The sequence below is a fragment of the Chitinophaga hostae genome, assembly GCF_018224885.1.
GTDB classification, from domain to species: Bacteria; Bacteroidota; Bacteroidia; order Chitinophagales; family Chitinophagaceae; genus Chitinophaga; species Chitinophaga hostae.
On sequence record NZ_JAGTXB010000004.1, the window covers coordinates 104,790 to 120,116 of the forward strand.

At 41.0% G+C, this 15,327-nt stretch carries 15 protein-coding genes; 12 read left to right on the forward strand and 3 right to left on the reverse strand.

The features are described 5' to 3' along the window. Nucleotides 1-85: 85 nt before the first annotated feature. From KE626_RS10095 to KE626_RS10110, 5 genes are all read left to right on the forward strand, one after another. Nucleotides 86-1,300: a DUF3825 domain-containing protein gene (locus KE626_RS10095; RefSeq protein WP_211972764.1), complete on the forward strand. Its 1,215-nt coding sequence runs from the start codon at nt 86-88 to the stop codon at nt 1,298-1,300. Between the two features lie 217 nt (nt 1,301-1,517). Then, nucleotides 1,518-1,577, forward strand: a complete 60-nt coding sequence (locus KE626_RS34655) for a DUF1508 domain-containing protein (protein ID WP_249207417.1) — start codon at nt 1,518-1,520, stop codon at nt 1,575-1,577. Continuing rightward, the gene (locus tag KE626_RS35030; RefSeq protein WP_346344375.1) at nt 1,552-1,746 is read left to right on the forward strand and encodes a YegP family protein; all 195 of its coding nucleotides are present in this window, start codon (nt 1,552-1,554) and stop codon (nt 1,744-1,746) included. The genes KE626_RS34655 and KE626_RS35030 overlap by 26 nt, the downstream gene beginning before the upstream one ends. Nucleotides 1,747-2,179: 433 nt before the next feature. Beyond that, nucleotides 2,180-2,956 carry a hypothetical protein gene (locus tag KE626_RS10105; RefSeq protein ID WP_211972765.1) on the forward strand — a complete coding sequence of 259 codons (777 nt, stop codon included), beginning with the start codon at nt 2,180-2,182 and terminating at the stop codon, nt 2,954-2,956. 49 nt (nt 2,957-3,005) lie between these two features. Continuing rightward, nucleotides 3,006-3,215: a hypothetical protein gene (locus KE626_RS10110; RefSeq protein WP_211972766.1), complete on the forward strand. Its 210-nt coding sequence runs from the start codon at nt 3,006-3,008 to the stop codon at nt 3,213-3,215. Nucleotides 3,216-3,303: 88 nt separating this feature from the next. On the opposite strand, the gene KE626_RS10115 is transcribed toward KE626_RS10110, so the two are convergent. Further along, nucleotides 3,304-3,642 carry a helix-turn-helix domain-containing protein gene (locus KE626_RS10115; protein ID WP_211972767.1) on the reverse strand — a complete coding sequence of 113 codons (339 nt, stop codon included), beginning with the start codon at nt 3,640-3,642 and terminating at the stop codon, nt 3,304-3,306. Nucleotides 3,643-3,889: 247 nt separating this feature from the next. Here KE626_RS10115 and KE626_RS10120 point away from each other — a divergent pair, with 247 nt between their 5' ends. The 4 genes from KE626_RS10120 (at nt 3,890) to KE626_RS10135 (ending at nt 5,299) form a co-directional block, all read left to right on the forward strand. Beyond that, a complete protein-coding gene (locus KE626_RS10120; protein ID WP_211972768.1) occupies nt 3,890-4,156 on the forward strand; it encodes a SymE family type I addiction module toxin in 267 nt (88 codons plus the stop codon). 109 nt (nt 4,157-4,265) lie between these two features. Next, nucleotides 4,266-4,628, forward strand: coding sequence for a hypothetical protein (locus KE626_RS10125; RefSeq protein WP_211972769.1), 363 nt, complete (start codon nt 4,266-4,268; stop codon nt 4,626-4,628). A 52-nt stretch (nt 4,629-4,680) separates the two neighbouring features. Then, a complete protein-coding gene (locus tag KE626_RS10130) occupies nt 4,681-5,151 on the forward strand; it encodes a PIN domain-containing protein (protein ID WP_211972770.1) in 471 nt (156 codons plus the stop codon). Then, complete coding sequence (locus KE626_RS10135) at nt 5,138-5,299, forward strand: hypothetical protein (RefSeq protein ID WP_211972771.1); 162 nt, start codon at nt 5,138-5,140, stop codon at nt 5,297-5,299. The genes KE626_RS10130 and KE626_RS10135 overlap by 14 nt, the downstream gene beginning before the upstream one ends. Nucleotides 5,300-6,436: 1,137 nt before the next feature. Here KE626_RS10135 and KE626_RS10140 read toward each other — a convergent pair. Beyond that, a complete protein-coding gene (locus KE626_RS10140; protein WP_211972772.1) occupies nt 6,437-8,737 on the reverse strand; it encodes a DUF262 domain-containing protein in 2,301 nt (766 codons plus the stop codon). Then, the gene (locus tag KE626_RS10145) at nt 8,703-10,601 is read right to left on the reverse strand and encodes a DUF262 domain-containing protein (protein ID WP_211972773.1); all 1,899 of its coding nucleotides are present in this window, start codon (nt 10,599-10,601) and stop codon (nt 8,703-8,705) included. The genes KE626_RS10140 and KE626_RS10145 overlap by 35 nt, the downstream gene beginning before the upstream one ends. Nucleotides 10,602-11,018: 417 nt before the next feature. Here KE626_RS10145 and KE626_RS10150 point away from each other — a divergent pair, with 417 nt between their 5' ends. From KE626_RS10150 to KE626_RS10160, 3 genes are read left to right on the forward strand one after another with little or no spacing between them, the layout of a single operon-like run. Then, nucleotides 11,019-12,164 carry a hypothetical protein gene (locus KE626_RS10150; RefSeq protein ID WP_211972774.1) on the forward strand — a complete coding sequence of 382 codons (1,146 nt, stop codon included), beginning with the start codon at nt 11,019-11,021 and terminating at the stop codon, nt 12,162-12,164. Between the two features lies 1 nt (nt 12,165). Further along, nucleotides 12,166-13,233, forward strand: a complete 1,068-nt coding sequence (locus KE626_RS10155; RefSeq protein ID WP_211972775.1) for an SH3 domain-containing protein — start codon at nt 12,166-12,168, stop codon at nt 13,231-13,233. Nucleotides 13,234-13,245: 12 nt separating this feature from the next. Beyond that, complete coding sequence (locus tag KE626_RS10160; protein ID WP_211972776.1) at nt 13,246-15,177, forward strand: hypothetical protein; 1,932 nt, start codon at nt 13,246-13,248, stop codon at nt 15,175-15,177. The last annotated feature ends 150 nt before the right edge of the window (nt 15,178-15,327 follow it).

Sequence of the window (15,327 nt, forward strand, 5' to 3'; positions counted from 1 at the left end):
TGTTAAATTGTTTCTTTAAGCGTCATGTGTGAATGGAAATACCTCATTAACCTATTGTTAATCAACCAATAAATAATCATTAAAGATGAAAGGAACAGTTATTTTCTTCTCAACCTCAAAAGGATTCGGAAAAATCACCACAACTGAAAATCCCAAGCAAGAGGTCTTTGTACATTTTTCGCAAATTCAAGATGAGGCTAAGATTTTGATTGAAAACGAGGAAGTTGAATTTGATCTTGAAAGTACTACCAAGGGGCTTTCAGCAAAGAACTTGAAGAGATTGTCAGACAGATATGTAGGTGTCATCGATCAATTTGACATGGGATACGGATTTATTCGAACCAATATTAATGACGAGAAATATTTTATTCACCATTCAGAGGTGATCGGAACAGGGTTTAAGAAAATTGAAATTGGTTACGAGGTTGAGTTTACACCGAGTATTTCTGAGAAGGGATTACAGGCAAAAAACATTGTCCTTCGTGATACAAGATCTTCTTTGGAAAAATTTGCTACTTTTTCAGATTGGGATACGGCAATTTCTGACTTGGCAACAGTGCACGCGCAGAGAGAAGATGGGAGCTGGGATTATATAAATAAGAAGACCGGCAAATATCCAGTTCTTGAAAGCTATATAACTTATACTTTTTTAAGATTGCAAAAGGAGAACAAAATAAAATATGCGTCAAGGATAGAGAATGGTAAAGAACTTAAATTTGCCTGCTTTAATACCGGATTGGCAACATCTAAGCAAGAGGATGTATTCGCATATTTTGAGCATAAAGATAATTCACCAAATTATAGACAGAATGAAGGTTATCTGAAACAGCCTGTTTGGATTTTTAAAGCATTTGATCGCGAAAGTAATAGGATAATGAATCACTTTGCTGAAAAACCAGAGCTAACTAATTACTTTCAAAATGCTGCGGAGCTAATCTATGAATCATCTAAGAGATTGATTCCTGATTATGAGCACATTTTGGATGATAGAGAGAAGCGATTCTCCAAAGAGTTTAGAGAATTAAGTAAGCCGCAGCAAGTTGAAAGAGTTAAAAGCGCGATTGAATCGGCATTAACCAGAATCAAGAGAAATTATAAAACTGCAATTCCGCAATTTTATGGTGACTCTATTCAGCTATTGCTTCCTCTTTGTATCACTACGGCTGAAATGGCAGATGTGGCATTAGTAGTTGCAAAAGAGGGCGAGGTTTATAGGGCAAATACTGTTCTCCCCTTGGATTGGGCATATAACAATGCAAGGCTATTAGCTAAACCAGACAGAGAATGGTTAAATCCATGAGTGTCTGTTTTGAGGATTGTATTGCGTCATTGCTCTCTAATAGAGCGGACATTCGTGTGTAGTAGTTTTTAGGTATTAAATCAGGGCAATAATTTTCGAGAGTTAACAGACCTCGTTGGCTAAAATTGAAGATTTTGGTAACTTCCGGTATACTAAAACAATTCCTAAGGGAAAATTTGTTATCACCAAGAGTACTAACGGGGAACACCGTTTTAAATTGAAAGCTGGTAATGGAGAAGTTATCTTAGTAAGTGAAGGTTACACCTCCAGGTCATGATGAACGTTTTGAGAAGAAAACCTCAACGAATGGGAAGCATTTTTTTAATTTGAAAGCAACCAATGGACAAATCATTGACACCTGTGAGATGTACGAAAGTACGTTCGGTTGTGACAATGGTATTGCTTCTGTTAAAACAAATGCTCCCAAAGCTACTGTAGAGGACTGAGCAACTTAATTTTATGTTTAAAACGGTTAGCGTTCTCTAAATAGAGAAGGTTAACCGATTTTACTTTATAGCTTTCAATAAGCTAAGAATTTAGAAATGGTCTCCTCTTGTAGCCCAGTATATCCGCAAAATTCTGCCACCGTTATAAAATCTCCCTTTTTCTTCCCGGTTGCAATTCGGATTTGCTGCAGCATTTTTCTGGCTGTACGTTCACTTCTTCCTGTAATATTTCTGATGTCCTTTGCATAAATCACTATGCGATGAGGTATTAATCTGTCCGAATTCGGCATATTCGGAATGGAAATTTTTTTGGGTTAAAATGCCGGCTTAGGTTTGGTGTGGTTATATGCAATTTACTGCATCCTGCGCAGATGTGAGCTATACGGGCTTGGCTATGTGAAAGCCCTTTTTTGTTATCCTAAATTGTTTTTTTATGGCAAGACAAAGCGGAATCCTCCCCCTGAAAGGTACCATAGGCAACATCACCTTTTACAAAACAAAGGCCGGACACTTGGCGCGCGAGAAGGGCGGTATTGATGCTAACCGTATCGCTACAGATCCGGCGTTTGTCCGCACCCGTGAGAATGGAGCGGAGTTTGGCCGGGCTGGTAAAGCCGGTAAACTCCTACGCACAGCATTTCGCGCCATGTTACTAAACATTGGCGACAGCTACATGACTTCCCGCCTGACCCGTGAAATGGTAAAGGTAATTCAGGCGGATGCCACCAATGTTAGAGGAAAGCGTAACGCCATTGATGGCGAAGCGGAGCTGCTGAAAGGCTTCGAATTCAATATCAATGGGCGCTTAGGCGGCACGTTGTACGCTCCGTTTACAACTGCCATTGATCGCGCTGCAGGTGCGCTTAAAGTCGATATTCCGGCTTTCCTCCCGATTAATATGCTGGCCAGCCCTGCTGGTGCTACGCATTTTAAAATTCAGGCAGCTGGGGCTGAAATTGATTTTGAGGCTGAAACCTTCGTTAATGGTAACACTGCAAGTGCAGAACTGGCCATCGATGCCACGGCAACCGCTGTGATGAATCTGGCTGTCAATGTAACAGCAAATAGCACAAAACCGCTGTTTCTTGCTCTGGGTGTAGAATTTTATCAGCAGGTCAATGGGGCGCTGTATAGCCTTAAAAATGGGGCTTATAATGCCTTGGCGTTGGTGAATATTTCCGGAATGCCGGCGACACCTGGCGGCGTGTAATGGTACTTGGCCCGTCATGGCCTGATCTCTTAACTTCTAAAAAGCGTATATGAAACTTATACAACGTCTCTCTGCGTCAACACCACCTTTTTTTAGTAAGGTGCGCAACATAGGTTTGATCCTGACCGCGATAAGTGGCGCTCTAATGGGGATTCCGGCTATTCCTGTCATCATTATCAAAGTAGCCGGTTACCTGGCTGTCGCCGGCACCGTTATGAGTGGAGTGAGTCAGGCAGCAGTTCAAAAAGAAGGCAGTTAGTCTGCTGTTAAATAGTTTCCGGCCAAAGGTGTGGTTACCTTACGGATTGTTTGGTGTAAAGGCTCTCGCTACTCGCGGGAGCCTTTTTTTATCCAATCAGGGATTGCAATTTTGATTTTGTTAGAAAGGCTTCAACAACTGCCAACACGTGTACTTTGTCTTCCGGTAATAACTGGTCAAAATGCTGCAATTGACTTGCTTCCTCGTCAGTTATTGGCCCCTTCTCTGTAGCAATTCCATTAACCAGGTAGTCAATGGATACGTTCAACGCTTTCGCTATTTTGGCCGCCACGTCGATTGATGGCGTTATAAAATCTCTCTCATACTTGCTTACAATATTTCCACTGGTACCGATTAAAGCCCCCAGTTCTGACTGATTAATACTTTTCTGTTTACGCATTATTGTTACGCGCTGTCCGAATGTCATATTTTCTTTTTTTTATTGGGTTAATTCAAATCAATTGAAGTAAAATCTTAAACTAACCTAAATCTATGAAGAAGCCGGAATATTACAATTACATTATAACTAATAATAATACCAATATTGTACTGATAGGTAAAAAATCGTGCAAACAAATGACAGTATTTAGACTTAAATGTACAAAAAAGTATCTTTAATACTTGTTTTGTGTTGTAATTATCAGTACATTTATGTATTAATAATTACAAATCATATGGAAAACCAACACAAAACAAGACACTTAACAGTAAACTACATTCATCAGGAACGAACTTATGATTCGAAACTGATTTCTTGTATTTCTCTGGCTGGCGTTTGGCTGGAAAATGCTGGCTTTATCGTTGGCGACAAAGTGACTGTGCAGGTAGAGAGTAACCGCATAGTAATAAGCAAGCTAAAACAAGAAAATCCTGTGCATCAACCAGAAGCACGAAAAGGAAAAGCTGCAATGCGAGAAATAGCACGGCAATACAGCGAGTAATTAGTCTCCCTCTTTTATTGTTAACCCTGACAACCGGACGCCTGCGGGCGGGCCGCATCTGTGATCTTTCCGCCCGCGGGGATCGGGTTGTTAACCAAACCATGTTTTAATGAGAAAATTCCGCACCAACGAACAAAAGATGTTCGCTAAAAACCTTGCAAAATTATTTCCTCCGGCACCTTTATCAGATAATGAACTGCATGATACCTATACCAGGCTATGCAATTTTCCATTATACATTAAAGAACATCTACGCCGGGAACTGGGCTGGACAGAATCCCAATTTTCACAACTAGTACTGCCTAACCTCGGCGGCAGGAATATGGCGCCAACTGAAGAAGAAATGCAGAAGGCCCGTATAATTATAAAGACGCAGTTGTCCTACCTGCTGCGATACCTGGACATTTCCCCTAGCCTTGTACATGCACTGAATAATGACAGTAGCACTGAAGTACAGGCATTCAATCACTAAGTACCTCCTGCTTAGTTGTTAACCCCTTCCTTTCATTTTTTAATTGTTATTCATGTTGAATGTTTATACTGACACCTCCGTGATTGGAGGCTGTTTCGATATTGAATTCAAAGAATTCAGCAACGCATTATTTGAAGAGTTTAAAAGTGGAATAAAGCATCTGGTTATATCAGATCTGGTAATACTGGAACTGAAACAGGCCCGCGAGGAAGTGACCTTGAAACTGGATGAAGTACCAGACAGATTTAAAGCAGAACACAAAAACACGCCAGAAGCCGTAGAATTGGCAGAGGCATATATTTCGGGTGGGGCCCTAAGTAATAAAAGTTTCAATGATGCCCTACATATTGCCATTGCCACACTAAGCAAAGCGGAAGTTTTGGCCAGTTGGAATTTTAAGCATATTGTTAACTTAAATCGTATAAAATTGTATAATTCCATTAACTTACAAATGGGTTATCCAATTATTGAAATCAGAACACCAAGAGAAATTTTAAAGCCTAACGACCATGAAAAAAGCTAAAAAATATGATGCGGTTGCTGAGGTCCGTAAGATTCGGGAAAAGTTGAGCGTTAAATATTGGAAACACCCTGAACTACTATTTCGTGACCTGAAGGCTGCAAGTGACAGCTACCACAGTGAGGCACAAGCCCGTGCTGCTCACGGATAAAATCCTTTATAGGCATACTACAGCCTAATAATTAGCTAATCATTTTTATAACATTGTTGTCGGCGTTATCTGCCTGTTTTATCCAGGCGGATAACGCATTGACTATTATTTGGTGGGACTGTCGCCGGGAGGCAACCAGCTACCAGGAGGCGGCCAGTTATAGGGCTATCGGTCAGAACAAGTAAAAATTATCGTTGGATCAAACGTGCTAACGTCCGGGAGAACAGATGATGGGGTACTGCTGCCGGGCCCGTGTTCTTCCGTTGGTCAAAGTGATATCGTTGAAACTATGTTATACAGCTGACCCCATCATCTGTTCTCACGGACGACGCGCGATAGTACAATGTCGATCAGAGTACAAATGCTGGTGTTCGCGCGCCTGATTCTCCCGTTGGTCGCTTAATCAGGGTACTGTCGATCAGTGCTATAATCTCCCGCTTAATCGGAGTTCTGCCGCCCCCACCGCCCTTCCACCCCCGGCCGCTGCGGCGGCAGCCAGAGCGCAGGCCCTGGAGCGCAGCGGAAGGGCCAAGCGAGGGCGAGCCGCAGCAGGCCGCGCCTTCGACCTCTGTCTCGCCGGGAGCGCCAGCGGACGGCAAATCAAAAATGGAAGGCCCGGGGGTGGCGGGCGGCGGACAAAATGGGCAGCGGAGGGATAGCGGGCATAAAAGCGACCAATTGTAAAAACAGCCCTTAGCTAGACCGGGAGCTGCCCGAACGGAGGCGGAAGGAGCGCAAAAAGGGTGACAGGGCCGAGTGCAGCCCCTGAAGCGCAGCGGAAGGGGCAAGCGAGGGCCTGGCGCCCTTTTTGCCGACTGACGACGGAGTGAGACCTTTAAACCCGCTTGGATCTTTGCTTCGATCAGCTAATCTCAAAACCGCTTTGGTACAGGCATTTTTTGGCTGACAGTAATAATACAGTTGAAGAGTGCGACGCAAGGCTGTTTAATAGAAGTTCTGTCGCTGGGGCCAAAATTATCAGGGGTAGGAAAATTCGCTCAGATCTATAAGGGAAAATGATTATAATAATTTCTTTAAACAGCTCCGGACATTTCTGTGGCTACCTGCCACAGAAATGTAATATCCCGACTCAACGTCTGCGCAACCTGTCGACCAGTATAGATCTTCATCGCATAATTATTTCAAAATATGATGCAATACATGCGTTAATACATCCGTGGCAGTATCATATTGAATACCCTCCATATCTTGTGGTTTAATAAAGTATTTTTTATTGCCATCATGATTATAGACAATATCTAGCTTCTGATCTTTCAGTTTCGTTATCCCATATTGTTCAAGCGCCTCTACATAGCCCATTTCTACTTCATGGTCTTGTATACCTTGTCCCAATAGTAATTCTTTTAGCAAAATAGATTTAACCTCGGGATCAACATTTTTATTGTATTTTGACTTTTTAAGTATGTAGATGTAGTTTTCATCAAAAAACTTAATATATTTCTCCTGCGAGGTATTCATTAATATAGGATGATCAATGAAGTCCTTACGCCAATCAATACAGATATGCTCGCGGATAATACGTTTCAGAGATCCTTCAACATCATCGACCTGAATATCATCAAATAAATGCTTCAAGCATGCAGATCGTTCAATAAATCCTTTATTAGAGGTATTCCCTGTTTCCCTGAGCAATCTACTCCAACTAATATCCCTATGGTTATCTATCAGCAGCGAGTAGTTAGTAGAATACAACAGGTAATCTCCTTTGGTTAACAAGGCTCTTCTAAAAATCTCATCTTCAAATTTTTTCAGTCCTAAGTCTGTAAACAGTTGCTTGAATTTTTCAAAGTATAATACCGCATCATCGAGATAGTCGTTAACTGATATCTTTATCCAATCAAAATCTTCTGCCAAATATCGTTTGTAGATACCCGAAAACGCCAATAGAAAAATGATCTGCCCTTCTAAATACAGGTGTGATTCTGCTTCATTTATAAGATTCGCCCAATCGGCCGATCTATTCATTAATTCAATCTTCAGCCGTTCTTCTTTTATTTGCTGAACATCGAATCCACGTATATTCAAATCTAAAAAGTCTTTATAAATATCACCAGTATAAGCTATCACAATTCTATCGATTGAAGTAATAGTATCATGATAATCCCTTGAAGAATTATAAGTTGTGTGCAGCACCAGATTTCGCATAAGCCGATCCCATTTTTTAAGTTCGAAGCTATCCAGATTGTTTTTATTAGCATTTAAAAACTTAAATACGGCGTAATGCAAGATTCTTTCTATATATCGTGCGCCAAAATCGCCTTCAAAGGAAGATTTTATAATACCTTTTTTATTAAGATAAATATTCTCATTAAAATAAGCCTGAATATCACCATTCAACGACACCAATAAATCAAGACAATCGATATATGAAATGATAACATTTTCTCCCAGCAATGCTAAATTATTAAACTTATAATACGTTAAATCTGTTTTATCATTAAACTGCTCCAGGCTATCATCGTACTTTAGTAAATCATGCTGGGCCGTTTCATTGAGCGCTACAAAGGCTAATAGGTTCAGTAATTTATCATCGAATTCTTTTGTTTCCGGGTTTTTCAGATTCCAAAAATAATCTGACCAGACCGTATCAATTCTGGTCATAAAATAAGTCTCCAGATCTACTGATTTATCTCCTCCGCTATGAGACAACTTATATTGATGCTTTTTATTGAAATCGGATGTTTCAATAAATCTGCCCAATTCCGCTTTTAAATTCTCAAAATTTGTCAGCGGTTTTCCTCTTGAGTTCATCTTAACGTATAGATCATCAGAAAGTCCGAAGTTGTCGATATTCAAAAAATGGAATACTACCAGCGGTCGTCCGGGCTGTATTAAATCGGTGAATAAACTACTTGCATCACGGAACGCCATATCAATTTCATCAAGCATAGTGATAGCTGACCGGATCGTTAAATCATGTCCCCATGTCATGTAATACCAATTCTTATCGGTAATTATAGCCTCAAAGGACTTGTGATGATCGAACACCTGACTATGATCATCAGCAGAAAAACCTGATACTAAATTTCTGATAAAAGAATCAGAGGACTGCCTCGTTTGATAGGTAAATTTCGAGAACTGTTCCTGATATCTGGATAGCTGATGATCTCTGAAGGCTAAGTACCAATGCAGCAGGTATAAAGTAGTTAAGCGTTGTTGCCCGTCCAAAGGGATAAACATCCCCGCTTCCACATACCCATATATAAAGTCCAGTTCCAACGGTGAATGTTTATTGTCCAGCACCGATCTGATTCCTGACAATATCTTGTTTAAAAATGACTTACGGATCTCCGTTGCCTTACGGTTATTTCTACCCTGTGCGTAGTCCCGCTGTATCATTGGGATATGAATACCACCTGGTATGTTTAGATCCTCTACATTATTACTTAGTATATCCCAAAGAGTTATGTTGTTCATTGCTATCTAAATTATAGTAGTTTAAGGATTGTCTGATGCTATCAACATATGCTTTTCTATCTTCAAATGTCCAATAGGCGAGATGATTGGGATGAGCTGTGTAATATTTCAAAAATACCTTTTTGGTCTCTCCCGGGACAAATAAACCATCTTTATCCTTTTGTAATATCAGTCGCCGCTTAATATCAAACAGCGCATTTTTTAAGGATGAATTCATGTTAAGATCCAATAATGCCAGGTTGGCAATAGAATCATCGTCATTGATCCAATTAATATCTGGAACAGCTTGCCCATTCATTTCCAGCGTTTCGTTAACAGTGTTGACACTAAGCGAATGCCTGTTAATATCCTGGATAATACGCTGAATGTAGTCGGAAATATTCTTGAAGCAACCTTCGAACTTGCTTCTGTCTATTTTCTTATCACTGGCATCCAGCAAGGTTTTTATTTGGTCGACTATGGATGCCGCTTCTTCCCCGGCATCATTTTCGAAAAATTGCAAATGGTCATATAACCAGCTCTCATAGTCTTTTTCCTTTAACTCATCAGAATTTTGTGCAAAAATGTGCTCCAGCGACCATATCTTTCCGTCCAGTTTTTCAAAAGGGAAATTGATATTGTTGTCACTCACGAGCAAGCTGTTAGTGACATTGTGCAACAAGAGGATACTCATGATTTTTTCGCTGTGGTTCCCGTACCGTAGCGAAGAAATATCGTCACAATTAATCGTCTTTTTTATGGCACCTTTGAGATATTCCCTGAATTCCTTTCTGTTATTTTCTTTAAAAAATTTTATCAGCAATAAAACAGGATACTTACGTTTAATCAGGAAACCAACTAGGTGATTGAATTTCTTTTCCTGATACCATTCTAACAAAATATCAAAAATATCCCTCAGGCGATTCCATTCCTGCTCCATAGGATATTGACTCTGACCTGAATAGTTTGTTGTCTGGCTTGTACGGCAATTTTTAACCTGTTCGTAAAAATATTTAAAGGAATGATATTTATTCCTGTCTGATGCTTTTTTTTCTGCACACAGGTCTAATAAATAATCAATCCGGGTTTCATATTCGGCGTCTCCTCCGTAAACAAAGCCCCATACCTTCGGGTCTTGCAGGATCTTTTCCATTCTATCCCATTCCAGAGCAATAATATTTTGTCTTAATAAAATAATTTTACTTAAATCCTGCTGCGGTTTGTCTCCATCAGTATTCCTGGGTATCAAATTATGTTTACTCAGGCATACAGCCTTTACCAACTCCGCATTGGTTAACGGTATTTTTCCAATATTAATGCGTGTAAACACATCAATAGCATCAATATCTTTCTTGATCTCGTACCAGATAAATTCAACCGATCCGGCGATGGTATTAAACAAACTGCCACCAATATGTGGCATCTCGTTTTTTTTCTTTTTCAGCCAGTCGCTGATAGTGACGTAAGCATGACTGATATAATAATAATCAGGGTTTTTATCATTTATAATAGGACTAAGGTTCCGGAGGAATTCTTCGCTATCGGGCCGGGTTTCATAGGTCAATGAAAACATGTCTATTTCGCTATTGGATTCCTTTAACCGCGATAATAATGTGAAGATGGTCGTTAGTCGCTGTTGTCCGTCTAACACTTCATACCTGCCATCCGGTAATTGTTTCACCACAATAGGCTGTAAACAATACTTTTCCCTGTTATTGTTTTGTTTGTTAATAAACTCAAAAAAATCATCCAATAGATCTTCTACCTGATCTTTATCCCATCGGTATCCGCGCTGATAATTGGGTATAAAAAAACGATACACGGCCTCGCCGTTATCCTGTTTTAATAAATTGCCCACAGGCATTATTTTTAGTATATTCTCCATATCGTGGATGATGTTAATTACAATTTAAAGGGCTCATCTTATAAACGATGTCGTTATCCTGTGGATCAAAAAATAGCTAATGCCCCTTTTATCATGGACAGCAAATTAATAAATATCATCAAGTATTTAAAAAAGAAGCATCTATTGTTGCTACTTTCATTTGTTATTCTGTTTTAATTATAATCAATACCGTTTTTTCAGTACAGGGTTATGGTTCAGTGTATATCAACACAAATGTTTCACCGCCTCTGGAAAAAATATTCTTATACCGATAAAAATATTTATATTCGCTATGTAATTTATGGACAGATTATAATATCTCGAACCCTAAATAGTTATCTCGAGCCCCAATATTTGATATAAACATCCTTTTACAGAAATCGTTTAATATTTATTAACATTCCTATACCCCGGAAAATGTTTAACAACACGGTACTCGACATATTTATCGGCTTGGTGTTCATATACTTGTTATACAGTCTCCTGGCTACAATTCTGCAGGAAATGCTCGCAAGATGGTTATCGTTGAGAACCCATAACCTCACCTACGCTATCCGGGTAATGCTGGAAGACCGTAACGAGGAAGATAAGGGATGTGAAATCTGGAAGCTGATAGCCCGTTATTTTAAGAGCCAGTTTTTTATCGTATGTCACTTTTTTATTCCTTTTCCGCGTAAAACTTTTACAAGGGCTTTTTATAGCCACCCTACCATTAAATACCTCGGTGAGAGCGAATGGAAGCGCAAACCTGCTTATCTCCGCCCGGAGACCTTTTCACAAACTGTTATACAACTGCTGAGAGGGGAAGAATATGATGCCAGTCAGCCCCAGATCAATTATATAGAAGATACCCTGTTTCGTAAAAAAAGCTTTAAAGCGAATATCAATGGGCGTGATGAAATGATCGTCATTGGACAGGAAACATTACGGCATTTACGCCATATATTCCACAATGCCCAACGGGATAGCGACCGTTTTAAAGCAATGCTGGAAGACTGGTTCAATGAAACCATGGAACGTGCTGCCGGGTGGTACAAAAGAACAGTTCAGTTCACATTGCTGATCATAGGATTTCTGCTGGCATTGTGGTTCAACATAGATACCATTGCCATTTATAAATTATTGTCGATAGATAAAACCGTCAGAGAGCAGATGGTGCAACTGGCAACAGCCAATACCGACAAGTATGAAGCGATGATTAAAAATATCGGGTACGTATCTGTTGGCGTCCCAAAAGTGGAGGTGGATTCGATAGGGAAAAAAGTAGTCCACATCCGGGACACCGTGTTTGTTAGTGATAAAACGCTCAAATCAACTATGGACAGCGTTATGCGGGATGGAGAAAAAGCACAGAGCCTCTTTAGTGTGAGCAAGAAGTATCAATCGGATGACTCAAAAATATTTGGTTGGCTGCTGACGGCCCTGGCTATTTCGCTGGGGGCGCCTTTCTGGTTTGATCTGCTAAACAAGCTGATACAGTTGCGAAGTACCGGCCCTAAACCTGATACCACATCAGACCCGGCTATAGTTAAAGAAACCAGTAGTGTCAAAAGAGTAGGTTAATATGTTACTAACCGTTTGCAAATACCTCAATATTCGTGTTGGCAACGCATCTGCCAGTGCCTCCACGGCCGGCTACCTGTCGCCGGGCGATAGCATTGACCTGGACACTGTATTGATTGGCGAAGAATTGGATGGTAACGCCATCTGGTACCGCAGTAAAACAGGCTACTATTATTGGAGCGGAGGTATTACAGAAGTAGCATTTGAAGTGCCCGACCTAGTGGAAACAACCGAAATTTTAAAAGCGGTGACTACCGATATACTGCACAATTACAGCAGCTATTATCGCAATAAAGTACCAGGATACCTGGGATGTGGCACCGGTAAAAGCCAAGACCCGACTATACAGGAACTTGTCATTGCGATTTTTATAAATCAAAAGCAGGTGGTAACAATGCTCCTACCCGATAGGATCAAGCATAAGGGATATGGTATCAAAACAGAGATTATCCAGATCCAACCTCCTAAACTACAGAAAGGCCCCTTTTTTCCCGGCAGCAAAGTGGCAGTCGGCACCGCCGGTGTAAAAGGATTTTATAACGGCGAAGAATGCCTGCTCAGTTGTTATCATGTGCTGGCCGACTCATTGCTTAAAAAAGGAACTGTTAAAGTAACATCAGAAGACCAGCTGACAGCCACATTAAGCACTGGTAATCTGTCTGCTACTCTGGAGGTATTGGCTGGAGAATTTACTGAGTCGGTAGATTATGCGCTGGCAAGACTTCCTAATGATGTGTTATACAAAAATGAGTTTAAAGGCATTCCTATCAACGGTTACTGCACGGAAGATGAGATAGCTTCACTGTGGGGAGCGATGGTTTTTTCCTCCGGGGCATATACCAAAGGCTCGGCGCGTGTTACGCATACCATGCGGAATATACAGGTAGGAGCAGATTTTTTTGTAAATGTATTGCATACCGGTATGTTGTCTGTTGACGGCGATTCCGGTGCAGCCGTATTTACAGCGGACAATAAGCTGGTGGGCTTTGTATTTGCGGGCGACAGCGTCACATGCTCTTACATTATCCCGGCCTATAAACTGATTCCTGATCTTCTTGTTCTTCCTTAATCTTTATATTATATGAAATCAATTTTTACCTGCTGTCTGTTGCTCGTTCTTGCTCAGGTTACGGTTTATGCTGCCATGCTGTCTGATAGGACGCCTCCACCACCGCATAGGGATACCAGCCAGAAACCTCTTGCTGAACCGGGCAATATCGTCTATTCAAAGTTGACGAGTATTCCGGAGGCGATTAGAACGGTAAGGTTCAACCTTCTGGAAATACCTAAAGGATCATATGACCAGGTTGTCCAGCAATCAAAAGTACATGATCAGAAAACAAGCATAACATTCGCTCAGTACCAGCAATTACTGGATTCGGTCACCCGGAAAAAACAAAAAGATAGTTCCTCTATCACTATCAGCCTGGAAATAGCACAGGACAAAGGTAAACTAATGCCGCCGCTGACCCTTGTTATCTTTAACACTGCAAAAAAAAGTGCTGACAGTATTAAACTCATTATGCCCGATGGCAGTGTTGTTCCTGCTGCTCCGGGCGAAACCACGCCAGCCGGACATGATGCAGGTGTAGCAGATAAAGCTGCTACCACACTCAACAAACGCGAAAATGTATTGACGGATTTAAAAGCGCTGGATATAAACACTCTCACTGCACCCAAAATATTTATCAACGACAATATGTTTCTGTCATCCGGTAACTGGGGATTTTCGGAAAAAGAGGAGTGCGTTCCCAATAAAAAGAAACGAAGACTTCCCGGAGAATATATTCTCTTATATGATATGAAGAAGGGAGATTATTATACCTTGAAAAAAAAGATAAGGAAATGGGAAGAGGGCGATCCTGGCGACGCAAAAGATTGTCCCTATGTAGAGTATTATAAATGGAAACGATCCATTCTATTCACGCCGTCAATAGGTAGTCAGTTCAAGGTGCAACTAATGAACATAAACGCGGAGGACAACTGGCATATTTCGGCCAGTTATAAAGATAATTTTCTGGAAGATGAAGCGGCCTTTAGGTCTACCTTCCAAGCGTTTAATACAAGGGCCAACAGCACCGGGGCGGCTACCGGAACAGGTGAAAAAACAAATGAAGTCGCGCTGGAAAGTAAAAAGGAAGATAAAACCGCCGCTAACCTGCTAGCCCTGCGCAATGACCTCCTTTATTACAGCAAACGTTTTTATGTAAACCTGGCTACCGCGGAAAAGCATGCGGAAAACATGAAAGAAATTGACCAAAAGATCGTACAAACCTTTGGAACAAATCTTTCAAGTCTCCTGTCGGCCTACCTCATCGAAATGGATACTGACGATCCACTGAATACCCTGATGAAAAAAATCCGTGATGCTTATAATAACGTTAACGGTCTGGAATCACAAAGTTTCACCGCGTTTAAATTGAAAAATATGGATTACCTGGAGCTTACCTTTAAAGACGATGCGGGCAATACCAAAAAAGAAGAAGAGATCCGTTTATCAGGTGGTTTAAAAATAGATTTCAGTACCGGTATCGCGCTCACCGGCCTGAAAGATTTTACCTATATACTGAAAGATACCGTTGTTTCCTATAGAACAGATACCGCCACAGGTACCTTGCCACGCGATACCACCGGCAAGATAATCCGCCGCGAAAACGATGGTAAGTCCAGTGTAAACTTTGGCATCTATATGCATGTATATCCCAGGCTCAGCTCCAATTATAATGTTAGTCTTACTGTGGGTATCAGCACCAACACCAACCTTGATATTAATTTTGTTACCGGTGGGAGCCTCCTGTTTGGCTCCAGAAGACGCCTGGTACTCACTGGTGGCGTGATATGGGGTAAGGTAGAACGCCTCAGTAACTCAGTGGAGGAAGGCTATCATGAAAGTCCGGGCGCCAACGGTGCGTTAAGACCGGCCTTTATTCCCCAAGGAACAAGTGTGGTGCCTGTAGTAAAGCAATGGAAGCATTCCTGGTTCTTCGGTGTTAGCTGGAATTTTACCAATTAAAAGACGTAGCAACACAGGGGTGACTGAAATTTACTATTTAGTCACCCCACTTGGTACGCAACCGTCACGCTATTCATCGATGGTAATCCGCAACATAATAATGGCCTTGTTGTCGGGAAGCATTACAGAGAGAAAGATTACTCTAAGATT

What these genes read in the sequence shown, in the direction of transcription:
- KE626_RS10120 (WP_211972768.1), top strand. Translation starts at nt 3,890, where the DNA reads ATGGAAAACCAACACAAAACAAGACACTTAACAGTAAACTACATTCAT.
- KE626_RS10145 (WP_211972773.1), bottom strand. Translation starts at nt 10,601, where the DNA reads ATGGAGAATATACTAAAAATAATGCCTGTGGGCAATTTATTAAAACAG.
- KE626_RS10130 (WP_211972770.1), top strand. Translation starts at nt 4,681, where the DNA reads ATGTTGAATGTTTATACTGACACCTCCGTGATTGGAGGCTGTTTCGAT.
- KE626_RS10110 (WP_211972766.1), top strand. Translation starts at nt 3,006, where the DNA reads ATGAAACTTATACAACGTCTCTCTGCGTCAACACCACCTTTTTTTAGT.
- KE626_RS10150 (WP_211972774.1), top strand. Translation starts at nt 11,019, where the DNA reads ATGTTTAACAACACGGTACTCGACATATTTATCGGCTTGGTGTTCATA.
- KE626_RS10140 (WP_211972772.1), bottom strand. Translation starts at nt 8,737, where the DNA reads ATGAACAACATAACTCTTTGGGATATACTAAGTAATAATGTAGAGGAT.
- KE626_RS10095 (WP_211972764.1), top strand. Translation starts at nt 86, where the DNA reads ATGAAAGGAACAGTTATTTTCTTCTCAACCTCAAAAGGATTCGGAAAA.
- KE626_RS10155 (WP_211972775.1), top strand. Translation starts at nt 12,166, where the DNA reads ATGTTACTAACCGTTTGCAAATACCTCAATATTCGTGTTGGCAACGCA.
- KE626_RS10105 (WP_211972765.1), top strand. Translation starts at nt 2,180, where the DNA reads ATGGCAAGACAAAGCGGAATCCTCCCCCTGAAAGGTACCATAGGCAAC.
- KE626_RS10160 (WP_211972776.1), top strand. Translation starts at nt 13,246, where the DNA reads ATGAAATCAATTTTTACCTGCTGTCTGTTGCTCGTTCTTGCTCAGGTT.
- KE626_RS10115 (WP_211972767.1), bottom strand. Translation starts at nt 3,642, where the DNA reads ATGACATTCGGACAGCGCGTAACAATAATGCGTAAACAGAAAAGTATT.
- KE626_RS10125 (WP_211972769.1), top strand. Translation starts at nt 4,266, where the DNA reads ATGAGAAAATTCCGCACCAACGAACAAAAGATGTTCGCTAAAAACCTT.
- KE626_RS10135 (WP_211972771.1), top strand. Translation starts at nt 5,138, where the DNA reads ATGAAAAAAGCTAAAAAATATGATGCGGTTGCTGAGGTCCGTAAGATT.